The 23484-nt window shown below is 63.4% G+C and carries 25 protein-coding genes and 1 pseudogene; 13 read left to right on the forward strand and 13 right to left on the reverse strand.

Annotated features, from left to right (window positions below; translation table 11 throughout):
- Positions 1–18: 18 nt before the first annotated feature.
- The 8 genes from BCCGELA001_RS15305 to BCCGELA001_RS37925 all read right to left on the reverse strand — a co-directional run bounded on the left by BCCGELA001_RS15305 (position 19) and on the right by BCCGELA001_RS37925 (position 6621).
- Positions 19–807: a heme-binding protein gene (locus BCCGELA001_RS15305; RefSeq protein ID WP_008553122.1), complete on the reverse strand. Its 789-nt coding sequence runs from the start codon at positions 805–807 to the stop codon at positions 19–21.
- 84 nt (positions 808–891) lie between these two features.
- Positions 892–1815, reverse strand: coding sequence for a cytochrome c oxidase assembly protein (locus BCCGELA001_RS15310; RefSeq protein WP_060735697.1), 924 nt, complete (start codon positions 1813–1815; stop codon positions 892–894).
- A complete protein-coding gene (locus tag BCCGELA001_RS15315) occupies positions 1803–2156 on the reverse strand; it encodes a hypothetical protein (protein WP_008553120.1) in 354 nt (117 codons plus the stop codon). The genes BCCGELA001_RS15310 and BCCGELA001_RS15315 overlap by 13 nt, the downstream gene beginning before the upstream one ends.
- Positions 2153–2752, reverse strand: a complete 600-nt coding sequence (locus BCCGELA001_RS15320; RefSeq protein WP_008553119.1) for a cytochrome c oxidase subunit 3 — start codon at positions 2750–2752, stop codon at positions 2153–2155. The genes BCCGELA001_RS15315 and BCCGELA001_RS15320 overlap by 4 nt, the downstream gene beginning before the upstream one ends.
- A complete protein-coding gene (gene ctaD, locus BCCGELA001_RS15325; RefSeq protein WP_060735698.1) occupies positions 2749–4662 on the reverse strand; it encodes a cytochrome c oxidase subunit I in 1914 nt (637 codons plus the stop codon). Before ctaD ends, BCCGELA001_RS15320 begins: the two co-directional genes overlap by 4 nt.
- Entirely contained in the window at positions 4659–5657 is a 999-nt protein-coding gene (coxB, locus tag BCCGELA001_RS15330; RefSeq protein WP_236840870.1) for a cytochrome c oxidase subunit II, read from the reverse strand. Before coxB ends, ctaD begins: the two co-directional genes overlap by 4 nt.
- Positions 5658–5757: 100 nt before the next feature.
- Positions 5758–5880 (reverse strand): hypothetical protein, encoded by a 123-nt coding sequence (locus BCCGELA001_RS39280; RefSeq protein ID WP_257721962.1) that lies wholly within the window; start codon positions 5878–5880, stop codon positions 5758–5760.
- A 486-nt stretch (positions 5881–6366) separates the two neighbouring features.
- Positions 6367–6621 carry a hypothetical protein gene (locus BCCGELA001_RS37925; RefSeq protein WP_008553106.1) on the reverse strand — a complete coding sequence of 85 codons (255 nt, stop codon included), beginning with the start codon at positions 6619–6621 and terminating at the stop codon, positions 6367–6369.
- Positions 6622–7084: 463 nt separating this feature from the next.
- On the opposite strand from BCCGELA001_RS37925, the gene BCCGELA001_RS15340 reads away from it, so the two are divergent.
- Positions 7085–8371, forward strand: a complete 1287-nt coding sequence (locus BCCGELA001_RS15340; RefSeq protein ID WP_060735701.1) for a c-type cytochrome — start codon at positions 7085–7087, stop codon at positions 8369–8371.
- Positions 8372–8378: 7 nt separating this feature from the next.
- On the opposite strand, the gene BCCGELA001_RS15345 is transcribed toward BCCGELA001_RS15340, so the two are convergent.
- Positions 8379–8678 carry a hypothetical protein gene (locus BCCGELA001_RS15345; protein ID WP_236840871.1) on the reverse strand — a complete coding sequence of 100 codons (300 nt, stop codon included), beginning with the start codon at positions 8676–8678 and terminating at the stop codon, positions 8379–8381.
- A 36-nt stretch (positions 8679–8714) separates the two neighbouring features.
- Positions 8715–10694 carry a 4Fe-4S binding protein gene (locus BCCGELA001_RS15350; protein ID WP_060735703.1) on the reverse strand — a complete coding sequence of 660 codons (1980 nt, stop codon included), beginning with the start codon at positions 10692–10694 and terminating at the stop codon, positions 8715–8717.
- Between the two features lie 173 nt (positions 10695–10867).
- Here BCCGELA001_RS15350 and BCCGELA001_RS15355 point away from each other — a divergent pair, with 173 nt between their 5' ends.
- The 10 genes from BCCGELA001_RS15355 to BCCGELA001_RS15400 all read left to right on the forward strand — a co-directional run bounded on the left by BCCGELA001_RS15355 (position 10868) and on the right by BCCGELA001_RS15400 (position 20033).
- Positions 10868–11599 carry a biotin/lipoate--protein ligase family protein gene (locus BCCGELA001_RS15355; RefSeq protein WP_008553100.1) on the forward strand — a complete coding sequence of 244 codons (732 nt, stop codon included), beginning with the start codon at positions 10868–10870 and terminating at the stop codon, positions 11597–11599.
- The gene (locus BCCGELA001_RS15360; protein WP_008553098.1) at positions 11596–12135 is read left to right on the forward strand and encodes a DUF6505 family protein; all 540 of its coding nucleotides are present in this window, start codon (positions 11596–11598) and stop codon (positions 12133–12135) included. The genes BCCGELA001_RS15355 and BCCGELA001_RS15360 overlap by 4 nt, the downstream gene beginning before the upstream one ends.
- Positions 12132–13139 carry a DUF6352 family protein gene (locus tag BCCGELA001_RS15365; protein ID WP_008553097.1) on the forward strand — a complete coding sequence of 336 codons (1008 nt, stop codon included), beginning with the start codon at positions 12132–12134 and terminating at the stop codon, positions 13137–13139. The genes BCCGELA001_RS15360 and BCCGELA001_RS15365 overlap by 4 nt, the downstream gene beginning before the upstream one ends.
- Complete coding sequence (locus BCCGELA001_RS15370; protein ID WP_008553095.1) at positions 13136–13651, forward strand: DUF3305 domain-containing protein; 516 nt, start codon at positions 13136–13138, stop codon at positions 13649–13651. The genes BCCGELA001_RS15365 and BCCGELA001_RS15370 overlap by 4 nt, the downstream gene beginning before the upstream one ends.
- Positions 13648–14259, forward strand: coding sequence for a DUF3306 domain-containing protein (locus BCCGELA001_RS15375; RefSeq protein ID WP_008553093.1), 612 nt, complete (start codon positions 13648–13650; stop codon positions 14257–14259). The genes BCCGELA001_RS15370 and BCCGELA001_RS15375 overlap by 4 nt, the downstream gene beginning before the upstream one ends.
- A 150-nt stretch (positions 14260–14409) precedes the next feature.
- Complete coding sequence (locus BCCGELA001_RS15380) at positions 14410–15186, forward strand: molecular chaperone TorD family protein (RefSeq protein ID WP_008553091.1); 777 nt, start codon at positions 14410–14412, stop codon at positions 15184–15186.
- 30 nt (positions 15187–15216) lie between these two features.
- Positions 15217–15426 carry a twin-arginine translocation signal domain-containing protein gene (locus tag BCCGELA001_RS15385; RefSeq protein ID WP_008553089.1) on the forward strand — a complete coding sequence of 70 codons (210 nt, stop codon included), beginning with the start codon at positions 15217–15219 and terminating at the stop codon, positions 15424–15426.
- 13 nt (positions 15427–15439) lie between these two features.
- Positions 15440–18382: a formate dehydrogenase subunit alpha gene (locus BCCGELA001_RS37930; protein WP_060735704.1), complete on the forward strand. Its 2943-nt coding sequence runs from the start codon at positions 15440–15442 to the stop codon at positions 18380–18382.
- A 13-nt stretch (positions 18383–18395) separates the two neighbouring features.
- On the forward strand, positions 18396–18992 hold the full coding sequence (gene fdh3B, locus BCCGELA001_RS15395; RefSeq protein WP_008553076.1) for a formate dehydrogenase FDH3 subunit beta: 597 nt from the start codon (positions 18396–18398) through the stop codon (positions 18990–18992).
- Positions 18993–19031: 39 nt separating this feature from the next.
- On the forward strand, positions 19032–20033 hold the full coding sequence (locus BCCGELA001_RS15400) for a formate dehydrogenase subunit gamma (protein ID WP_008553074.1): 1002 nt from the start codon (positions 19032–19034) through the stop codon (positions 20031–20033).
- A gap of 31 nt (positions 20034–20064) precedes the next feature.
- Here the strand turns inward: BCCGELA001_RS15400 and BCCGELA001_RS15405 are convergent, their stop codons facing one another.
- Positions 20065–20268 (reverse strand): hypothetical protein, encoded by a 204-nt coding sequence (locus BCCGELA001_RS15405; RefSeq protein WP_063921151.1) that lies wholly within the window; start codon positions 20266–20268, stop codon positions 20065–20067.
- A 62-nt stretch (positions 20269–20330) separates the two neighbouring features.
- Between BCCGELA001_RS15405 and BCCGELA001_RS15410 the strand changes: the two are divergent.
- Positions 20331–20480 (forward strand): annotated as a pseudogene (locus BCCGELA001_RS15410) (ABC transporter ATP-binding protein); the annotation flags it as partial.
- Positions 20481–20681: 201 nt separating this feature from the next.
- Here the strand turns inward: BCCGELA001_RS15410 and BCCGELA001_RS15415 are convergent.
- Positions 20682–21542, reverse strand: a complete 861-nt coding sequence (locus BCCGELA001_RS15415; protein ID WP_060735705.1) for an alpha/beta hydrolase — start codon at positions 21540–21542, stop codon at positions 20682–20684.
- A gap of 427 nt (positions 21543–21969) precedes the next feature.
- Between BCCGELA001_RS15415 and BCCGELA001_RS15420 the strand changes: the two genes are divergently transcribed.
- Entirely contained in the window at positions 21970–22419 is a 450-nt protein-coding gene (locus BCCGELA001_RS15420; protein ID WP_060735706.1) for a potassium channel family protein, read from the forward strand.
- Between the two features lie 259 nt (positions 22420–22678).
- On the opposite strand, the gene BCCGELA001_RS15425 is transcribed toward BCCGELA001_RS15420, so the two are convergent.
- The gene (locus BCCGELA001_RS15425) at positions 22679–23362 is read right to left on the reverse strand and encodes a helix-turn-helix domain-containing protein (RefSeq protein ID WP_060735707.1); all 684 of its coding nucleotides are present in this window, start codon (positions 23360–23362) and stop codon (positions 22679–22681) included.
- Between the last annotated feature and the right edge of the window lie 122 nt (positions 23363–23484).

Below are 23484 nucleotides of genomic sequence, written 5' to 3' on the forward strand. Positions count from 1 at the left end.
CTGCCGAGGCGCAGAGGCCTATCTCACAACATTTCCTGAAACGCCGGCACCAAGATCGACGGCGATCTGGTCCTCCCGACCGTTGCACTTGGGATGGCCGAAGCCCGACGGGCTTTTGCCGTCCGGTCCAATGTCGTAGATGATCGCGTCCTTCATGTTCGGGCTGACCCCGGCGGGTACGTGATCGAGACCGAGGAAATGGCGTACGCGCCAGGCAACGTTGTGATCGGCGCAGGAGCTATCACCGCTGACACCGAGCGCGCCGGCAATGCCGTTTCGATCGTAGAGCGCGAGCCCTCCGCCGAAGACGATCACGCCGCCGACGGGCTTGCCGACCATCGGATCATGCGCCGTTCCAAATTCATCAGGCGTGCCTGCATAGATCACCTCGGGGGAAGGTGGATTGCTCAGCGTCGCGCCGAACAGAATGCCGCCGGGTTGGGCGCCTGCATATAGATTGGCGGTGGCCATCGCCTTGTCCTTCAGGCTGAACGCATTCGCGGTGTTGGCCTTCTCGGCCGCAATCGCGCGGCTGCCGAGCCACTGGTCGTCGACCTTGCTGCCGCTGTAAGCGACGGCGCAAACAAGGCCCTGCCGATTCACGACCGCGGCCCACTCGTTGTTGTCCAGACCGCCGTTGCTGGGGCCACCGCCGGGCTTGACGCTCTTCTTGAGGATGTCGGCCAGCTGGTCGTGGTCGACCGGACAAGACAGTCCCGGACGCGGCTGATCTTGCGCGATCGCGCCTTGCAGCACGGCCATGACCGCCGTGAGAATGGCACTCGCCAGGACGGCTTGTTTGCCCATATGGCCTCCACGGAATTGCCCATGTCAGAGGCGAACGTTGCATCAAACCTGCGGTTCCTATGCCTTCCCAAACTTGCGGGATCATCAACCGACGTGCTGAACCGCCGGCGTGTGGGGGCGCGCATCCATCGTGGTCAGCCACCGATAAGCGAAGAACAAGGCTGCGCCGGTGTAGAGCATGCCCATCGGCACCCACATCAGGATGCCCGCGAGCTGCTGATCTTCCAGCGGCGAAAGACTGAATTCGCCGGCGAGCGCGCCCTGTCCTGGAATCCACAAGCGTGTCGATAGAGTCAACAACGCGCCGAGCACACCGGAATGCAGGATGGTGATGAACAGGCAGACGATCGCGATGCCGTCGCGAAGCCGTACGCTGCGGCCCACGCCGCGGCCATGAAAAAGGACCCACCAGAACAACAATGCGGTGGCAAAGAAGCTGATGTGCTGGAAGCGATGGATGGCGGTGTTCTCAAGGGCCCATGCATAGAGCGGCGGCGCATGCCAGGCCCAGAGCGCCAGGCCGTGCAGGGCTGTCGCGCTGACCGGATGGCTGACCAACGCCCATGGCTTGGCTACCATCGGCCGATTCAAGAAGCGGCCTGCACCAGGACGAACCGAGGAGGGCAGGCTCCACATCAGCGGTCCGTTGATCCTGGCGAATGCCATCAGTGGCGCCCCTACGACCATGAGCAGTTCGTGCTCGATCATATGGGCTGTGAACAATCGCTCGCCGAGCCAATGAAGCGGTGAGGTCAGGCTGAGCGCGACGATCAGCCATCCCGTCCAGAATGCCGCCACCTGGCGAAAGCTGACGCCGCGACCGCCGCCGGCGTGATGCCAAAGCCGCTGCGTGCCAATGTAAAAGCCAAAACCGACGAGATAAAGCGGTGCCAGAAGCCAGGGATCGAAGCTCCAGAGTGACCCAGGATCGACGTCGGAGATGCCATGCGCAGCGGCCGGCTGTGCCAGCAAGCCAACCAACAACGCCAGCAGACTTAGCGCAGGCATGGGCTGATCATCAGCGATGCCGCAAGCTGGTTTGCGATCACCAGGGCGAACAGCACGCCCGTGCCGACGCCGAGCCAGGCCATGAAGGTCCGGGGACCACCGCCTTGTGCATCGATCCATTCCGCCCGCGCGCCGCGGCGGACTGCCCACGCCGATATCGCTGTCCCCGCGAGGGCCACGACGGCCAAAACGGCGCTCATGATCGTGCCGGTCAGCTTCGTTGTCTCGCATGAGAAATGCGCGAGCGCATAGATGCCTTGCAGGTTGATGCCCCAGGCCAGCGGCCCGAGCGCGACGCCGGCCCAATAGAGCAATCTGTTGTGTCCCTCGGTGGCGTTCATAGGCGCGGCACCCAGTCGAGCAGAACGTAGAGCGGCAGCCAGGCGAGCACGACAAAGTTCCAGTAGAACACGTTGTCGGTGACGTCGCTGAACCGGCGCGGTTTGGCGTGGCGGGTGAACATCAGCACCGCCAGGACGATCGTGTCGCCAAGATCGGTGACGAGATGGGTCGTGTGCAGTCCGAGTATCAGCCAGACGATGGATCCGTAGGCTGAATTGTCCCAGCGGGTGTTGAGATGAGCGAACTCGAAACCGCGCAGGACGAGCAGGACGATCCCGATCAGCGACATCACGATCAGGCCTGTACGCACCTTCGCAAGGTCCTGCCGGTGCGCAGCGCGATTGGTCATTTCGTTGGGGATGATGCTCAAGACATAGACGATGGTCGCGGCCGTGCCGGGCCAGAGATCGGGCGGCGCAGCGCCGATCGGCCAGGTGGGATTGACCGCATAGAGATACAGATAGGCGCCGATCGCGACGGCGAACCCCATGCCTTCCAGCGCCATGAAGCCGATGGCGCCCCACCACGGACCACTTTGCGGGCCGTAGCCATAGGTCGGCAAGTCGCCGACGTTGCGGACGATGGTCTGTCTCACTCCTCGTCCTCCCTGGTCTTGGCTGGCCAGAACCAGCCGATCAAGGCGATGGCCATCGGTGGCGTCCCCCAGAGCACAGCCCAAGGCGTGAAGATCGAGCCGATGAAGAAGATTGCCGTCGCGATGGCCGTCAGCAGTGGCCAGATGCTGGGCGCGGGAGACGCTTCGCGGATCTGTGGCTCGGCTTCCGCGAGCGATGTCAAAAGCACTTCGCGGCGCTCCACGCTGAGACCGGCGACGACGGGCAGGCTTTCATTGTCGAACCACAGGGGATCGCGATGCTTGACGATGGGAATGCGATCAAAGTTTTGCGGTGGCGGCGGTGATGGAGTCGCCCATTCCAGCGTTGAAGCATCCCAGGGATTGTCACCTGCGAGCGCGCCACTCCGCAAGCTATGGATCACGTTGACCAGCAGCAGCGCGAAGCTGAGCGCGAAGATGACGGAGCCGCCGCTCGAGAGCAGGTTGAGATGCGCCCAATCCATGTCGGCCGTGTAAGTGTAGACCCGGCGCGGCATTCCGATCAGTCCAAGGATGTGCATCGGGAAGAACGCGACATTGAAGCCGATGAAGGCCAGCCAGAAATTCCAGCGACCGAGGCTTTCGCTGAGCATCCTGCCGGTGATCTTCGGAAACCAGTAATAGACGGCACCAATGAGCGGGAAGACGGCACCGCCGATCAGGACGTAGTGAAAGTGCGCAACGACGAAATAAGTGTCGTGCACCTGGGTGTCGATCGGAACCGAGGCGACCATGACGCCGGACAGGCCGCCGAGCACGAAGATCACAATGAAACCGATCACGAACAGGAGCGGCGTGCGGTAGACGGGACGGCCATCCCAGAGTGTCGCCAGCCAGCAGAAGATCTGGAGCCCACTCGGTACTGCGATCAGCATGCTAGAGGCCGTGAACAGGCCGGCGCCGAGCTGGGGCAGGCCGGTCACGAACATGTGGTGGACCCAGAGCCCGAACGATAAGAAGCCGGTCGCGATCAGCGAGAGAATGACGATTGGGTAACCGACCACGGGCCGGCGCGCGAAGGTCGCCAGAATCGCCGACACCATGCCCGTGCCGGGAATGAAAATAATATAGACCTCGGGATGGCCGAAGAACCAGAACAGATGCTGCCAGAGCAGGGGATGCCCACCAGAGGACGAGTCGTAGAAGCGCGTGTTGACGAGGCGATCCAGGATCAGCGATGTCGAGGCCACCATGATCGAGGGCATCGCGAACATCACCAGGAAGGCGGTGACCAGCATCGCCCAGACGAACAGGGGAATGCGATCGAGCGTCATGCCGGGCGCGCGCTGCTTGAACACGGTCACAATGATCTCCACGGCAACGGCAAGCGCCGCGACCTCGGTAAAGGTGATCATCTGCGCCCAGACGTCCGGGCGTTTCGTCGGCGTGTACTGCAACGAGGACAGCGGAACATAAGCAAACCAGCCGACATCCGGGCCGACATTGAGCGCGAAGGAAATCCAGAGGAAGCAGCCTCCGAACAGAAATATCCAGTAGCTGAACGCATTCAGGCGCGGGAAGGCGATGTTTCGCGTTCCGACCATCAGCGGCACCAGGTAGACGGCGAATGCCTCCATCACCGGCACGGCAAACAGGAACATCATGGTCGAGCCATGCATCGTGAAGATCTGGTTGTACTTGTCCGCAGACAGGAACGTCTTCTCGGGGCCGGCGAGTTGAACGCGCATGACGATTGCGAGAATCCCACCGAGCAGCAGGAACACGAACGCCGTGACGATGTAGCGCCGGCCCACGACCTTATGGTCTACTGACATCAGCGCGCCGAAAAAGCCGGATGGCGTGCGCCAGATATTCTTGAGCCGCGTCGAAAGCTGGAGGCCGCTCAGCCCATCATCCCGCAACTCGCGCCGTTCAGCTATCTGGGTCATTTGAGCTGCTCCAGATAGTGAATGATCGCGATGAGCTCGTCCGATTGCAGGGGCATCTTCGGCATGGTGTTGCCGGGCTTGATGTGCTGAGGATCGGCGATCCAGGCCCCAAGCGTCGCCGTCGTCATCGGCAGCGTTCCGGCGGCGATCGTCGTTCGGCTGGCGACATGCGTCAGATCCGGTCCCAATTGTCCACCGGCGAGCGTGCCTCGAACGGTGTGGCAGAGCGCGCAGCCCCGCGCGCGAAACAGCTGCTCGCCCTGTTTGCCGAGTGGCTCGGTCGGGCTCTTCGCACTCTCGTTCTCCTTGTCGCGCCAGCGGACATACTCGTCCGGCGGCAGTGCGAGTACGGCAAAGGCCATATGGGCGTGCTGAAGTCCGCAGAATTCGGCACACTGGCCGCGATAGACGCCGGGAGTCTTCGCGGTGAATTGCAATTCGTTCTTCTGCCCAGTGATCAGGTCCATCTTCCCGGTTAGGCTCGGGATCCAGAAGCTGTGGATCACGTCGGCCGACTCCAACTCGACCTTCACTGGCTGGCCGATCGGAATGCGGATCTCGTTCGCTGTCACGAAGCTCTTGTTGGGACTGTCGTCTTCGTAGCGGACCTCCCACCACCATTGATGGCCGATGATCTTGAGCGTGAGCGCGTTCTCGTCCTTGGCGAAGACGGTGCGCTGACCGGCATAGCTGACGATCGAAAGCCCGAGCACGATGACCAGGGTCGCGACCCCCAACACGAAGACGACACGGCCACTGGTCCGCTCAAAGGACTGGTGCAGCGCCAGCGGTTGACCGGCCGCGCGCTTTCGGCGCAGCATGCCCACGCAAAGCACGATCACGACGGCGATCCAGACGACGGCCGCAACGATCAGGAAGATGAAGAAGGTCCGGAGGATCTGGTCGGACTGAAGTCCCTGCGGGTCGAGCACGGACTGGCGGCCCGCACAAGCGGCCAGCGGCAAGGTCGCAAATGGCACCAGAGCCGTTCGCATCCGGACATTCATCGATTTCGCCGTGCTCCCCTGTGGAAGGGCGAACCGGTCAATCGTATGAAGGTTCCTATCCGCGCGAAGTCGCGGTTTTACAGGCGCATCAGAACGGCCATCCTCTGGCCGCGATGAAGATGGCCGCATCGGCGACCGCCATCAGCAGCAGGACGATCAAGACGGCTATCATCGCTCCTGGCTGGGTGATCGCGCGAAGGTCTTCAAGCATTGGCTTTGTGTTTCGACCATTTTGCTTCGAATTGATGGACCGGACCGATCGGAGCAAGGCTGCCGTGACCGAGACGTCTTTCCAAATGTCCGATCTATGTGCTCCGCTTGCACGTGCCGGCAATGCCAGCGGGCTGCCGTGGTTCCTAAGTCGCGGATACACGAAGTCGATCGCGAGACAAGGACAGCCAGGACGATCGTCAGGTCGTTGCGCGGGAAACCGAGGAGAAGCGCGCCGACCAAACGGGGCTTCACGCCCAGTGAGATTTGGACGCCTTAGAGACGTACCCCGGTCGTCGCAAACGCGTGAGCGACGGGCTCCTGAACCCGATTTAAGAGCACCATGCCCGCAGCCGCAATCACCAGCGACGCGACGCAGCCAAGAAGAAACGCTTTCATCCGCAGCCTCCCGCACAAACATCAAGCTGTTTATACGATACGGCTGGCCGCGAGCCAACGCGTTGATTGCATCAGGGCACAAGCAGTCCTACGGGCTCTTGAAGATGGGGTCGGCGGAGAACGCAGAGCCCGTCAGGCCAAGAGACTGAAGCGCGGCATGATTCAGGTCGATTGCCAGGATCGCCAAAAGGAGCGCGAGCACGACGGCAACGACAATCAGGAAGGGCGAGGCGCGCCCGGCATCGGGATCATCCGATCCGTCGAGCGGACGCAACGCGCGCAGTCGCGCCAGCATCTGCAGAAATGGCCGCGCTCGCCCCTGCACGCCGTCATCCTTGACCACCAGACTAGCCCGAGCGTAGTGCCCGGACCCCCGCCGTTCAAGCGGGATGCAAGGTCAGTCTGTCGCGGCGCACCTGCCGGAACGTAGAACGGGGGCAATTCGTTTGGTACGTGCACCGGAGGATCTGCCGTGAAACTGCTGATGACGATTTTGTGCTTTGCAGCACTTGGCCTCTTCGAGAGTGCCTCCGCCCAGACCGCGCAACCCAACTCGTCTGCCGCGCAGACACCTCCGGAGGACAAGGGCCAACCCCAGCCACAAGGCTGGACGGGTCCGATCAACACGGGCTCGGGCGGCGCGCCCCCCGAAAGTCCTCAGGGTCAGAGTCCGCCGGGAATGCAGCCCGCGCCCGAGGGATCATCCAAGGTCACGACGGCACCGGCGAAGTAGATCGGTAATTTATCTCCGCCGACTGTTCTGGCATTCTCGAGGGCGTGAACGTGACCAGGGCCGGTGAGGGGCGATGAGGTTACCTTTCTGCGCACTTGCCGCGGCCCTGTGGGTCATCGTCGCAGTTTCAGCCGTGCGCGCCGACATGGTGGGACATGGCGGCCCCATACGGGCGCTTGCCGTTTCGCCAGATGGAAACCGCCTCCTGTCCGGCAGCTTCGATACGGCCGCCATTCGCTGGTCGCTGGAGACTGATACCGCGGAGCAAGTGCTGCGGTACCATGCCGATGCCGTTAACGCGGTCGTCTTCCTGAAGGATGGCCGCATGGTGACGGCCGGTGCCGACGCACGGATTGCGGTGTGGACCGCGGGCCGGCAGCAGCCGGAGCGTGTGCTCGAGGGACACCTCGCTCCGATCGTCGCGCTCGCAGTCTCTCCCGACGGGGCATTTCTCGCATCGGCTTCATGGGATCGGACAGTGCGGCTGTGGTCGCTATCGGACGGTGCCTCGCGCGTGCTGGAAGGGCATACGCAGAACGTCAACGGCGTCGCGTTCACGCCGGACGGCCAATCGCTGGTCAGCGTCGGCTATGATCTGACGTTGCGCATCTGGCGCCTGCCGGATGGCCAGCCCGAAATCATGACCTTGCCGGCGCCGCTCAACGCCGTGAGCGTGGCGCCGGATGGTGAAATCGTCGTGGGCGCTGTCGATGGCATGCTGCGCATGCTGACCGCAGACGGCAAGGTCAGCGGCGAGGTTGCCGCTGGCCCGACACAGGTGGTGGCCGTGACGATCTCGGCAGACGGCGCGTTGATCGCGGCGGCCGGCATCGGCGGCACGGTAGCCATCATCGACCGCAAGTCCCGCAGCTTGCTCCGCACGTTGATCGGCCCGGGGCTGCCGGTCTGGTCGGTCGCTTTCCTTTCAGATCGCGAGACGCTGATCACGGGCGGTGCGGACGGCAAGATCCGCCGCTGGAATGCGCGAACGGGCGATCCGATCAGCTCTGTTCTATCCGGCAAGTCGGCTGATCCGCTGGCGGTCTATGCCGGCGACCACGGTGCAGAAGTGTTTCGCGCCTGCGTTGCCTGTCACACGCTGTCGGACAAAGAGGTTCAGCGCGCGGGCCCGACGCTTGCGGGACTGTATGGCCGCAAGATCGCATCGCTCCCGGGCTATCGCTTTTCCGAGGCGCTGAAGACCATGGACATCGTCTGGACGCCCGAGACCGTCGCAAAATTGTTCGAAGTCGGACCGAACAGCTACACGCCCGGGACCAAGATGCCGGAGCAGCGCATCGGTTCAGCCGAGGACCGCCGCGCATTGACCGACTTCCTTGGCCGCGCGACGTCGCGATAGCCGCCTCTCAAATCGAGTCCCAATAGTCCATCGGAAGATCCCTCATCTCCGGATGCTGCTTGAGGATCTGAATGACGTCGATGGTGGGATGCTCCTTCAGCGCGTCCGCAACGCAGCGGTTGACGTATTTCCGGCGCGACAGCCACGCGATTTTCTGGCCCTTGGCTTCGGCCTTGCAGGCGACGATCGCCTGCTTCACGGCAACCTTCTGCGCCTTGGTGAGGGGAGGAGCGGCGGCTTCGGCCGATCCGCCGGCGACAGCAACCGAAATCATGCACGTCGACAGAGCTGCGATGAAACGAGACATGGTGATGATGCTTCCTTGGTTTCCGACCCTGCGAAATTACCCGTTGTTGTCCTTGACCTCGCGCTGGCGCAAATAGTCGTCCGTGGTGCGCGGTGGCGTTCGTTCGGGAACGCCTTTGAACGGATCGAATTGCTGCTCGCTCATGACGATGACGCGGCAGTCCGCACACATCCTGAGGGCCGCGACCCGCTTGTCGCCGGCTGGATACATCCAGTGCCGGCCTTCGAGCTTGGCCGCGATGCGGTCGATCGTGCTCTTGACGCCGAAGGCCGTGCCGCAGCGGACGCAGAGTGCGGGCTCCTCCTCCTTGATGGTCACGGCGGACGCGCGGGTCGCGCGGAAGTCGATTTGCGGCTTGAGGCTGATGACTTTCTCCGGACAGGTGCTCTGGCACAGGCCACATTGCACGCAAGCATCCTCGATGAATTTCAGCACGGGGCGGTCGGGATCGTCACGAAGCGCGCCGGTCGGGCAGGCCGAGACGCAGGCGAGGCACAGCGTGCAGCCGTCCGTATCGACCGTGATCGCGCCGATCGGCGCGCCCGGCGGCAACGCGATCACGTCGACCTGCTGTGGCGCCAGGCGGTGCAGCTCGCTCAGTCCGAAGCGCAGAAGGTCGCGCCGCGTGCCGACGGTCCTGAAGGTCGCCGGCGTTGCGACGGCGGCAAGCGTGCCGATGGCCGTCAGATGCGCGCCGAGCGCATCGGGATCGTCCGTTTCGATGGTGGCGAGACGGCGGCCGGCAAATCCGAGACCGCCAAGGATCGCCTCGGCCATGCCGATCGTCTGCAGCAGCCCGGTGACGTCGTGGCGCGGCTTTGCCCGCAGCAGGAACCGCACCGCCGAGACGCCATAGGCAAAGGCGCCGACGATCGCCTCCAGTCCGAGCTGCGTGAGTTCGTTCACGGCAAAGGGAAGCACGTTCGCGGGCAGGCCGTCGCCATGTCGCGCCAGGGCGTCGATCAACGGCGTGCCGTGCGGGCTGTCATGAAAGAGCAGCACCGCATCCGCGCCACCGGCCGCATGGTAGGCGAGCAGCATGGCTCGAATTCGATGCAGCTGCGTATCGGCCGGCGGCAGCGTATAAGACGCCGCGCCGGTCGGGCAGGCGGCGGCGCATTGGCCGCAGCCTGCGCAGATGTTCGGATCAATTGCGACATGATCGCCGGCGGGCGTGATGGCCCCGGTCGGGCAGAGATCGAGGCAGCGATGGCATCCCGTCCGCTTCGAGCGCGAATGGGCGCAGATGCTGGGCGTCACGTCGACATATTTCGGCTTGTCGAAGCTGCCGACGAGGTCACGCGCGCTCAGCACGGCGCGCAGCACCGCCGCGGGATCGTTCGGATCGGCGCGCAGATAGCCGTCGCGCAGCTCGTGGGCGGGAAAGAGCGGCATTCCCCCGGAAAGATCGAGCACGATGTCGCAGCGCGAGGTGACCCCGCTTCGCGGCGCGTCCAGCACGAAGCGATCGCGCGAGGAGGGGCGGGGACGCGCATAATCGTCGATGGCAAGCTCGAAGGCGCCGAAATGTCCCTTGGCGGAGCGGATCGTGCCCTGCACGATCGGGAAGACCGTAGCAGCGGGCGCGATCGTCTCGCCGAGCTGCTTCAGCATCACGGTGACGTCGAGGTGATCGGCAAGCAGGCGGCCGGCCTCGATCGCGGCCTCATCGCGCCCGTAGATCAGGACCACGCCCTCGCTCGACAAGGTGACGAGTGGATAGTCCGGCGCCGGGATGGAGGCGGATGCGAGCAGGGCAGCCATTTTTGCACCGGCCCGGGCGCCGTCGCTCGACCATCCCGCCGTTTCGCGGATGTTGACGAAGCTGATCGGATCAGGCCGTTCGCCGGCCTCCTCCGAGAACTGCGTCGCCTGTTGCGTGCAGGCGACCGTAAGCGCTGCGTCTGTCGCGGCGAACTTGCGGAAGTGATCGAGCTCGGTACCGCAGAGATGGCGGAAACCTCTGATCTCGCCGTTGGAACATCCGCGCTTGATCGTGGCCATGTCGAGCCGCATCGTGTCTTCGCACGAGCAGATCAGGACGGTCTTCGATGGCTGCTCCAGGTTAAACCCTCCGCCATTTGGACGACGACGACGGACTCGCGCCGGCCCTTCGCCTCGTATAGACATTATCCATCGGGAAGAAAAGGAAAGCGGAGGACGGCCTGCCGTCGACCCCCATCAGCCAAGTGTCCCTGGCGGAACTGATCCACCTGCCGCCGCCGTTCACATTGCTGCGGCTCCGCGAGGGTGGTGACGCTTTTGTCCATGCATGCCGCATTGCACCGGAGAGCGGCGCCGGCACGCTGGTCTATGTCGGCCGCTTTGACCTGGCGGAGTTCGCGGTGGTGCTCGAGCCGACCGAGCCGTTACGCAGCGCGCGGCGCGCATTCTACGCCGGCATGGTCGCGCTCACCGATGCCCTGCGCGCCTACGCGCCGCCGAGCAAGCCCATCACGATCGGCTGGCCGGACGCCGTCAGGATCGACGGAGGCTTGATTGGCGGCGGCCGCCTGGGATGGCCTCTCGCCGCCAATGAGGAGGAGGTGCCGCCATGGCTGGTCTTCGGCGCGATGATCCGGACGGTGGCCATGACTGACGACGAGCCGGGTGTCCATCCGCTTGCCTCGGCGCTCGACCAGGAGGGCTTCGGCGAGGCCGGCGCGGCGCAGATCACCGAGAGCTTTGCCCGGCACCTGATGCTGGCCTTCGACGGTTGGCGGGCGGACGGCTTTGACGGTGTTGCGCGTGAATACCTCTCCCGGATGCCGCGCGAACGGCAGTCCGTCCAGCGCATCGACGATGACGGCGATCTCCTCACGCGCTGGATTGGCGCGGGCGCGATCGAACGTCGCGACCTCATGCAGGCGCTTGCGACGCCGTCCTGGTTCGATCCGGCACTCGGGGGACCACGGCTGTGAAGCTCCTGCGGACCATCGCGCTCGATCCCTCCGACACATTCGTATTTGACGTGGCGGCAGAGCCGGGCGAATGGGCCGTCTCCGGTGCCTTCCGCTTCTGGGATTGCGACGCGGCGTCGCTCGAGGGCAAGGCGCGCGCGGCGTTTCGCGGCGGTTTCCTCGGGGTGCAATCCTGGGGCTGGTCGACGCTGGCGCAGATCGTTCCGGCGACTGCGGATGATTACCATGGCCTGGTCGATCTCCTGGCGAAGCAACTCGTCGATCGTTTCGGTGCGCCGGACGTGGCGACCGCGAGGGCGGCCGCCGAAGAGGAGGTGGCGTTCTCGCAGTCGCTCTGCAGCCACCCGATCAGCTCGCTTGTTGCGGTGCACCGGGCAGTGAGCGACGGCGAGGTCCGCGAGTCGTTCCGCAGGCTGCAACTTCGTGAGGGGCAGGGGCACAGCAAGGCGTTCTCGTTCATGGAAATGGAGGACGACCTCGAGCCTGACGGCAGTCTCAGGCTTGCGGATCTCGGCCGGGGACCGTCAGTCAGATGAACGATTTCTGGATCGCCTGCGGCCATCACCTGCTCGATCGGGACGAGGGCGGTGGACTGCGCGTCACCGACGACTTCCTCAAGGCCTATTTTGCCCGCCCCGAGCTGATGCCGCCGGAGGATGCGTGCCCGGTCGAACGCCGGCTGCACCGCGAACTGCTCGTCGACCCGCGCCAGGCGGTCGGCGCGGACGAGATTGCATCCCTTGCCGATCCCGACGCCCGGGAGAACTGGCAGTTCGTGCTGGCCTTTCGGGATCTATTGTTGCGGCATCCGACGCTCGAAGCCGCCTATCTCGCATCGGTGCGATCGGGCGCGAGTGACCTGCCGCCGCTCTTCGTCAACCAGCTTGTGCACGTCATCCTGCGCAATGCGCTCGATGGCTGTGACGATCCGTTCGTGCTGCGCGCGGCCGAGCTGTTCTTCCGGATCCAGCGGGTCCTGCCGCATGAACAGGCCGTGCTGCTCGGCGACGAGGAAATCGTCGGCGGCCGGACTCCGACGCCGGTGCTGTCCCTGATGTCGATGCTGGGGGCCACCACCGACGCCGTTGTTGATGTGTTGAGCGAAGAGAGCGCCGCAGCCTATTGGCAGCGCAGCGACCAGTTCGACATGGCCCTCGACCTCACGGCCGGCGGACGCGGACCGACTGCGCTGGCACAGGTGATGACGCGCTGGATCTCCCATCTCCTTGCCGTCGACGTCATGATCGAACCGCTGCGCGCCCTTCAGGACGAGAAGCTCACTTGGTATGTCGGGCTCGATGCCGACTCCACCCGGCTGGGCGACCGCCTCTGGCACGGCGAGGAGCTCGACCAGCGCAGCGCCGATCGGGTGCTCGCACTATTCCGGCTAACCTTTGCGGATTCAAGCCGCGCGCTTGACGATGTCAGGGGCGAGCCGGTCTACTTGATGTTGTCGATGACGGCGGACCAGAAGCTCCGATTGAAGCCGCAGAATCTCTTGACCGGGCTGCCGGTGAAGGGGCTGGAGATGGCGACATGAGTCCCGCGGCGCGCCCATTGTTCTCCATTGCTGTCGGTGTCGTGGTCGAGCGGCGCAAGGCAGGCTCGCCCTGGGTCGATTTCGTCTGGCGCGGGGTTGCCGTGCTGCCGGACGAGCCGGCCACACGCCCCTGGACAGTGCTTCGCGAGCAGGACGGCACGACGCTGTTCTACGCCGGACGTGCGACCGTGGATCTCTATCCGTCCGAGACGGCGCGCTATCGCGACAATCTCGCCTCAGGCAATCCGAGCGTATGGATCGTGCTGTCGCCTTCGGAAGCCGCCCCGCCCTATGCCGTTGCCGCGGTGACTGCCGATCCGGCGGAAGGCGAGGGCTTCACTGAAGCCGCGGACAATCTCGTCGAGGCCGTGCCGATGCCGGAGGTGCTGCGCGAGGCAATTGAAAGCTTCGTCGCCGAGCACCATGTCGAGCGGGAATTCGTCAAGCGCAAGCGGCGCCGTGCCGACCCGGAGGCGCTGGCGCGGCGAGAACACGAGGGCGGACAGGAATGAGTGAGGAGGAGTTCCTTGCCCGTTGGTCCCGCCGCAAGCGCGAGGCGCGAGCGGAGCCGGCGCAGCCTGCTGTGGCTGAGCCCGCGCCGCCGTCCGAGGTCGATGACGACGCGAGCAAGATCGATCTCTCCAGCCTGCCGTCGATCGACGAGATCGATGCTGCGACCGACATCACCGCGTTCCTGCGCAAGGGTATTCCACAGGACTTGGGTCGTGCGGCTCTTCGCCGCGCTTGGGCCGCCGATCCCGCCATTCGCGATTTCGTCGGTCTCGCGGAGAACGCCTGGGACTTCAACGATCCCACTGCGATGCCGGGGTTCGGGCCACTGGATTGTTCCTCCGAGGAACTGGCCGCGCTCGTCGATCGGATTGTCGGCGGCGTACGTGAGGCGGCGCAGTCCCTCGCCGAAGCGTCGATTGAAACAACGGATTCTTCCGCACAATTTCATCAAGCCGATGCTCCCGACCCGACGGATGTCACGGAGCCGCTGGGTGAGACGGAACGCGCGACGATCCCTGTTGCAGTGCAGCCAACGGTGGCGGACACATGGGCGGAGCTTGCCGAACCTGTCAGGCCACGTACCCACGGTGGTGCACTGCCGCGTTAAACAGCAGCCCGGTGAGCCGTAGACCAAAGGCTATAGGCTGCGGCTATGGTCGAGCAATTGACGGCTCGGGGAACCAGGATTACGCTTGCTCTAGTGCTTTGTAAAAAATGACAATATTCAGCAGACGGGACTCTTGGATGGGAGGTCCACGTGCGTGATGACGGGCTTGAACGCGCGATCGATGCCGCAGGCGGCATCGCTCAGCTTGCGCGCAAAATAGGCATCAGTCAGCCGTCCGTCTCGACCTGGTCCCGCGTGCCCGCACAACGGGTGGTTGCAGTTGAAGCCGCCACCGGTGTTCCTCGCAACGACCTGCGGCCCGATCTCTACGAACAGGCGATGCCCCCAGATACTGTCGATCCCATCGATGCCGCGCGGGCGCAGGAATATGCCCTGCTGGCGACGTTGCTGTCCGTGCCGCCGTCGAAGCGATTGCTCGACCAGCTTGCGGCATTGGGTGGTGACGCAACACCGCTCGGACGCGCGCACGCGGCGCTCGCCGACGCCGCCGCGCGAGCGATCCCGCGTGAGGTCGAGCGCGAATATTTCGATCTGTTCGTGGGGCTCGGTCGCGGCGAATTGCTGCCCTACGCCTCCTACTACCTCACCGGATTTCTCAACGAACGGCCGCTGTCGCGTCTGCGCGCCGACCTGACGAAACTCGGCATCGAGCGGATTGCCAACAATTCCGAGCCTGAGGATCACGCCGCGATCCTGTGCGAGATCATGTCGGGCCTTGCCGATGGCTGCCTGGATGCTCCGTCCGAGGCTCAGCGCGCCTTCTTCGACAAACACGTGTCGCCCTGGATGGGGCGGCTCTTCGCAGACATGGAGGGCGCCGGCAATGCGCGATTCTATCGCGCGGTTGGTGCGCTCGGTCGCACCTTCATCGAGATCGAGACGGAAGCATTCACATTCGCCAATTGATCGACGCGCGTCGGTCCTGGGAGAAATGCGATGAGTGACGAGACGAAAGCAAAGGTCGGACGCCGCGACTTCCTTCGCAAGGTCGGCATCGGCACAGTCGGCGCCGGCGCGACGCTTGCGACTCCGTTGGTCGGGTCGGCGCAGGCGGACAGTGAAAACAACGATGAGAAGCGCAAGGCGCGTTACAAGGAATCCGATCACGTGAAGACGTTCTACCGCGTCAATCGTTATCCGGCCTGAGAGGGAGGCTGCCGTGCTTATCAAGCGAACACATCAGCGTTCCGATCGCCGCGGCTCCGTTGCCGAGTCCCTTGCGGGCCAGGGCGGAGGACTTGATCGCCGTACGTTCCTGCGCAGGTCGGGCCTTGCCGGCGGCGCTCTTGCCGCACTGGGGACCTTGCCGGTCGGCAGTGTGCGCAAGGCTGAAGCGGCCGCAGCCGGCCCGCTCGCCGCCGGCGCCGTCGTCAAGAAAAGCATCTGCACGCACTGCGCGGTGGGCTGCACAGTCACGGCGGAAGTGCTCAACGGAGTCTGGGTCGGGCAAGAGCCGAGCTGGGATTCGCCGATCAACCGCGGCTCGCATTGCGCCAAGGGCGCCTCGGTGCGCGAGCTCGTGCACAGCGATCGCCGTCTGCGCTATCCGATGAAGCTCGTGAACGGGCAATGGACGCGCGTGTCGTGGGATACGGCGGTGAACGAGATCGGCGACAAGCTGCTCCAGGTCCGCGAGAAGTCGGGCAGCGATTCCGTCTACTGGCTCGGCTCGGCCAAGATGACGAACGAAGGCTCCTACCTGTTCCGCAAGCTCGGTGCGTTCTGGGGCACCAACAACACCGACCATCAGGCCCGTATCTGCCACTCCACCACCGTCACCGGCGTCGCCAACACCTGGGGCTATGGCGCGATGACGAACAGCATCAACGACATGCGCAACTCCAAGACGATGCTGTTCATCGGCAGCAACGCGGCGGAAGCGCATCCCGTCAGCATGCAGCACCTGCTCGAAGGCAAAGAGCTCAACAAGGCGAATTTCATCGTCTTCGATCCGCGCCTGACCCGCACCGCGGCGCACGCCACCGAATATGTCCGCATCCGCCCCGGCACCGACATTCCCGTGCTCTACGGAATGATGTGGCACATCCTGAAGAACGGCTGGGAAGACAAGGAGTTCATCGCGCAACGCGTCTACGGCTTCGACGACCTGCGCAAGGAAGTCGAGAAATGGAATCCGCAGGAGGTCGAACGCGTTACCGGCGTGCCGGCAGCCCAGCTCGAGCGCGTCGCCAAGATGTTTGCGACGGTCAAGCCCGCGACCATCATCTGGTGCATGGGCCAGACTCAGCACACGGTCGGCACCGCCAATGTGCGGGCGAGCTGCATCGCCCTGTTGATGACCGGCAATGTCGGCAAGGCCGGCGCCGGCGCCAACATCTTGCGCGGCCATGACAACGTGCAGGGTGCGACCGACGTCGGTCTCGATATCGTGACTCTGCCGTTCTACTACGGCCTTGCGGAGGGCGCTTGGAAGCACTGGTCGCGCGTGTGGGAGGTCGACTACGAATATCTGGTCTCCCGCTTCGACGAGAAGAAGCAGATGGAGACCCCAGGCATCCCGCTGACACGCTGGTTCGATGCCGCGCTGTTGCCGAAGGCGGATGTCGCTCAGAAGGACAACGTCAAGGCCGTCTTCGTCCAAGGCCACGCCAGCAACAGCATCACCCGCATTCCGGAGTCGATGAAGGGTCTGAAAGCGCTGGATCTCTTGGTGATCGCGGATCCGCACCCGACGACCTGGGCGTCTCTGGCCGTGGAGGCGGGACGCAAGGACGGGGTTTATATCCTGCCCGTGGCAACGCAGTTCGAATGCGCGGGATCGCGCGTCGCCTCCAATCGGTCGATGCAGTGGGGCGAGCAGATCGTCAAGCCGATCTTCGAGTCCAAGGATGATCTCGAGATCATCTATCTAATGGCGAAGAAGTTCGGCTTCGCCGACAAGATGTTCAAGAACATCAAGGTCGAGAACAATCTTCCCCTCGCTGAAGACGTGCTGCGCGAGATCAACCGCGGAAGCTGGTCGACCGGCTATTGCGGCCAGTCGCCTGAGCGCATCAAGGCGCACATGAAGAACCAGAACAAGTTCGATCTGGTGACGATGCGCGCGCCAAAAGACGATCCGGAGGTCGGCGGCGACTATTACGGTCTGCCGTGGCCGTGCTGGGGCTCGCCCGAGGTGAAGCATCCGGGATCGCCATTGCTCTACAACAACAATCTGCACGTGATGGACGGCGGCGGCGCGTTCCGGCCCCGGTTCGGCATCGAGCGCGAGGAAAAGCTGCCGGACGGGACGACGCGGAAAGTGAGCCTGCTTGCCGACAAGTCCTTTTCCAAGGGCTCGGAGATCGAGGACGGCTACCCCGAGTTCACGCTGGCGAGCCTGAAGAAGCTCGGTTGGGACACGGATCTCACCGAGGCCGAGATGGCAACTATCCAGAGGGTCAATCCGGCCAATCCGGATGCGGTGTCCTGGGCGACGGACCTCTCGGGCGGCATCCAGCGCGTCGCGCTGAAGCACGGCTGCGTGCCGTTCGGCAACGGCAAGGCGCGCATGAATGCGTTCGGTCTGCCGGATCCGATCCCGGTGCATCGCGAGCCGATCTATACGCCGCGCGTCGATCTGGTGGAAAAATATCCGACTCTGCCCGACGCCAGGCAGTTCCGTCTGCCCAATATCGGCTTCTCGGTGCAGAAGGCGGCGGTCGAGAAGGGGATCGCGAAGCAGTTTCCGCTCATCCTCTCCTCGGGTCGTCTGGTGGAGTATGAGGGCGGCGGCGAGGAGACGCGCACCAATCCGTGGCTCGCCGAGTTGCAGCAGGACATGTTCATCGAGATCAGCCCGGCCGATGCCGCCGATCGCGGCATCAAGGACGGCGGCTGGGTCTGGGTGAGCGGCGCCGAGAACAACTCGCGGGCCAGGATGAAGGCGCTGGTGACCGAACGCGTCGGCAAGGGCGTCGCCTGGATGCCGTTCCATTTCGGCGGTTGGCTCGGCGGTGTCGATTTGCGCAAGAACTATCCCGCCGGTACTGACCCGATTGTGCTGGGCGAGAGCGCAAACACGATCACGAGCTACGGCTACGATCCTGCAACGGGCATGCAGGAGCCGAAGGTCACGCTTTGTCAGATCGTCGCGGCTTGAGGGAGCAACGAACATGGCTCGAATGAAGTTTCTCTGCGACGCTGACCGCTGCATCGAGTGCAACGCCTGCGTCACCGCCTGCAAGAACGAGCACGAGGTGCCCTGGGGCATCAACCGGCGCCGCGTCGTCACCATCAACGACGGCAAGCCGGGCGAACGATCGATCTCGATGGCCTGCATGCACTGCACCGACGCGCCTTGCGCGGCGGTTTGCCCGGTCAACTGCTTCTACACCACGGCGGATGCCGTGGTGCTGCACTCCAAGGACCTCTGCATCGGCTGCGGCTATTGCTTCTACGCCTGTCCGTTCGGCGCGCCGCAATACCCGAAGGTCGGCAATTTCGGCTCGCGCGGCAAGATGGACAAATGCACCTATTGCGCCGGCGGCCCCGAAGCCGACGGCAGCAAGGAGGAGTACGAGAAATACGGCGCGAACCGGCTGGCCGAAGGCAAGCTGCCGCTCTGCGCTGAAATGTGCTCGACCAAATCGTTGCTTGCGGGCGACGGCGAGATCATCGCCCAGATCTACAAGGAGCGCGTCATGAAGCGCGGCTATGGCTCGGGCGCATGGGGTTGGAAGACCGCCTATCGCGAGTCGATCGAATCTTGAGATAGGCAGCTGAGGGCGCGCAAGACCGGGGAGGACGTGATGGCGTCATTTGGAAGGTTCATTCGCCTGGTTTTCGGCGTTTGCACGCTGCTTCTCTTGGTGATGGCGGCGCCCGCGAGCGCCCAACAGGTCAATCCGACTGCAAGCTCGGTGAGGGAGCAGCAACTTCTGCAGGAGCTGAACCGGATTCAAGGGCGTGTCAGCATCCCGGATCAGCGGTCCGGCGTCCTCGAGCAGCCGCAGGGACGGGAATGGCGGGAATTCCGCATGGTGACGCTGCCCTGGATCGGCGGCATTGCCATCATCGGAATGATCGCCCTGATCATGATCTTCTATCTCACCCGCGGCATGGTTCGGCTGGAAAGCGGCCGCTCGGGCCGCACCATCGTGCGCTTCAACGGCTTCGAGCGTTTCGTGCACTGGATGACGGCAACCTGCTTCATCATCCTGGCGATCTCCGGCCTCAACGTCACCTTTGGCCGGCAGCTGCTTTTGCCGCTGATCGGTTTCGAGGCCTTCTCCGAATGGTCGCAATGGGCGAAATACGCCCACAATTATCTGAGCTTCCCGTTCACTCTTGGGGTCGTGCTGATCTTCCTGATGTGGATCGGCGGTAACATTCCCGGCAAGGCGGATATCGAATGGGCCAAGCGCGGTGGCGGCCTGATCGGGCACGACCATCCACCGGCCTACCGCTTTAATGGCGGCCAGAAGATGATCTACTGGATCGTCGTGATCGGCGGTGGGCTCGTCGCCGCGAGCGGCTATGCGCTGATGTTCCCGTTCTACGGCACGGGCATCGAAGGCATGCAACTGGCCCAGATCGTCCACTCCATCGTCGCGGTCCTGTTCGTCGCAGCGATGATCGGGCACATCTATATCGGCACCATCGGAATGGAAGGTGCATTCGAGGCCATGGGCTCCGGCGAAGTCGACGTCAACTGGGCCCGCGAGCACCATAGCCTCTGGCTCGAGCAGCAGAAGGCGCGAACGGGTCCAAACGACAGTCAGCCTCAACCTGCGACCGCGGCGGCCGAGTAGCGCGAAGAGCCTAAAAGGGAGACGGCCTGCTCTAGCGTGCGGTCTCTTTCGCAAACAAGACCGAGCGGTCCTGCATCTCCTGTTCAGGAAGCTTGTTGGCCTGCCCTGCCTGCAGCTCCTCGATGGATGGCATGCCGCTCCGACCGTAATGGAACAGGACATGTGATCTGAGCACGCTGGTGGCCGCACCGGCGAGAAGCACGGCTGCAATGAGCGAGAGCATGAGGCGTTTCATGCGCATCTCCGTTTGCCATGTCCACCCGACACGATGGATACACGGAGATTGTCTCGCGCGATGTGGGCCACCTCACAGTCGAGCACGACATGCCGATGGTGATGACGGTCTCCGACCGCTTCGTGGTGCTCAACTACGGCCGCATCATCGCGGAAGGGCCGTCCGACGAGATCCGCAACGATCCGGCAGTCATCGAAGCCTATCTCGCATGAAGGGGGACGTGCTTGAGGTCCAGGACATGGCGTGTGGGTACAGCGGCGTCACCGGACGCGCGGGAGCAACAAGCGCCGCGATGATGGCATCCTGCTTCTGTTTTGCCCGACGTGTCAAAGGCTCGATGGTGCCGACCTGACTGTAAAATTCGTCTTTGAAAACAAAGACATCTCTACTGTGCATGGGGTTGTTTTCGCAGCTCAGTCCAGCAACCGGCGGACGGCGTCGACGAGGACCCCGTCTGGCCGCCGCAGGGCCTCGAGAATGGTGAAATGGTCGGCGCCCTCGACCGGAATGAGCTTGCCGGGCGCCTTCGCCGCAGTGCGCTTGTCGTGGAGATTGATGGAATCGCACACCAGCGCCGGCAGCTCGTTGCGGCCATAGGCGATGTCGAGCCGCTTCGGCGTGGGGGGCAGGCGCAGCGGCGACAGCGTGGCGATTTCCTCATCGGTGAGCTTCAGCGCGTTATTGAGGTTGGTATCGCGGATGGGCGCGAGCTCATACACGCCTGAGATCGCCAGTCCCGCATGGACACTCGGATGGTCCAGCGCCATCGCTGCGAGATGGGCGCCGGCGGACCATCCCGACAAAACGACCGGTCCGGCAGCGCCATAGGACGCGCCATCGGCGGCGAGCCAGTCGAGCGCGCGCGGGACTTCGGCGACGATGTCGGTGAGGGACACTTCCGGCGCCAGCGAATAGCCGGGAATGGCAACCGACCAGCCATGGGCGGCGATGCCATCGACGAGCATGGCGAACAACTCGCGCGAATTGCGCTGCCAGTAACCGCCATGCAGGAACACCAGGCATGGCGCCTCAGGCCTGGCAGCCGGGTAGAGATCGATCTTGTTGTTCGCTCGCTGACCGTAAGCCATATCGAGGTGGGATTTCCGCGTGCCTCGCAGCCGGCCAGAGGCTTCGTTCCGTTCGGCGATCAGGGCCGCGCTGTTCTTGACGGCTGCGTTGTTATCATAGGCAGCATCGCGTTCCGCCTGGGACAGCCCGGACCATGCGGAACGGGGATCGAGCGGCCGACCTGTCGAAGGAGCATTCTCAACCATAATCTCTCCGATACGGCCCTGGAGGCATTCTTGTCCCCCACCTCAGTTGCAATCTAACCGCGGCATCGCGATGCCCGCGCGCCATGCACCTGTCAATCCGGATTGTCGGGAAAACAGCTGAAAGGCGATGGACGCGGCTGAAGCCTTCTATCAGAGCGTTGATCCGATGATGCATCAAGCGCTCATTTGTCCAGCAGACCATGCCATGTCGTCGCTGGTTGTCTGCGAGCCTGTGTGGTCTGACGATATCTAATCTGCCAATTCCGAAACCACTGCGATCCACCATTGACGTGGATCAATCACGACTCCTGCCGGCGGCGTCCAGCTGCGCATAGCCGAGCAGCTGACCTGATGCAGCTGCGGCGACACAGCCGTCTCGGAACTCCGTGACCAAAGACAACGAGCCAGTTGCAATGCGGTGGACGCTATGATGCTTCCGTTTCTCGTCGGCACGCTGGTTAGCCTGGCTTGTATCGGATTGCACGCACTGGTGACGGTCGTTGCGGTCAGTATCGCCCGCAGCGCGGGTTTGCGTCACACGGCACGGCCGAGATCGCACTTGATGGGCGTGATGATGGCCACGGCCGTGGTATTGATGGTCGCTCATGTACTGGAAGTCCTCGTGTGGGCAGCGACTTACAGCATCGTCGGCGCTGCAGCTGCTGAAGACGGGCTGCTCTATTTCGCGTTCGTCAATTATACGACTCTCGGCTACGGCGATATCACACCTGTGCGCGAGTGGCGGCTCATTGGCCCGCTGACAGCCATGAATGGGGTGCTGCTGTTTGGATGGTCGGCGGCCGTGCTGTTCGAGGTCCTTCGCAAGACGCTCGACCATCTCGAAGCCGCCAAGGCGCCTCGATCAGCTTCGGGGTAATTCGAGCACCGCAGTGGAGCAGCGTAGTGATATGATAATCGCGAACAGCGCGCCGAAGCCGACAGAACGTCGGCTAAAAATCCCGATGCCGTCAGGCGAGGAGGGCACTGGGGTTGGTGACGAAATGTCAGTATTCCTGTTGCTTTGCAGGCATTCAAATCATCGTCATCGGCGTATCGAAGGTCGCGCAATCGCCATTGAACGGCGCGTCAGGCGCCGTCTAATCGTCGCTGATCCAGGTGCGATCGAACCATATAGGTCAAGACTGCAGATCGAGACCGGCGAGCTGCTGCCGGTCGAGCAGAACGATCTGCCGCTGAGTGTTGCCCACGAAGCCGAGAACGCCGAGCTCATGCAGGCGTGAGAGAGCGCGCGAGACGGTTTCCAGCGTCAGGCCAAGGTAGTCCGCGATATCGCGCCGCGACATCGGCAGCGCCATGACGCCCGCAGCCGTCAGACGCTTGTCCATCTCCAGCAGGAAAGCCGCGACCCGCTCCAGCGAGGTCTTGCGGCCTAGCAGCAACATGTGGTCCTCGGCATGCTGGAGATTGTTGGTGGTCATGCTCAGGAGATTTCTAGCCACCATTGCGTCGGTCTGGGCGACCGTTTCGAGACTATGCCGCCTCACAAGGCGCACGGTGGTGTCGACGATCGCCTCGGTCGTAAACCGGTGCTCGCTACCATTTTCGAGCCCGAAGATGTCCCCGACGAGGTGGAATGCGCCGATCTGGCGCCGGCCGTCCGTTAGCAGCTTGTAACTTCGTACCGCTCCGGACTTGACTTGGTAGACATATTCCGCCGGCTCTTTCTCCCCGTAGATCTCGGATCCCTTTCGGTAGGAAAATTCGCTTAAACTGACCAACGCATTTGACTCACTTTTCATGCCGAGGTCACGGAGTGAATTGGGGCGTAAGGCGGAATCCGTTGTGATTCGAACAAACATAGGCCAACTCCTCAGCTCAACGCCGAATTGGTCCGTCAGACGAAATTTGTAGCCGGAAATGCGCCGCGCTATCCCACTCCCGCCCAAGTAGATTTACGAGTATGCTGGTGGTTCAATCCATT

Source organism: Bradyrhizobium sp. CCGE-LA001, assembly GCF_000296215.2.
Lineage (GTDB): Bacteria > Pseudomonadota > Alphaproteobacteria > Rhizobiales > Xanthobacteraceae > Bradyrhizobium.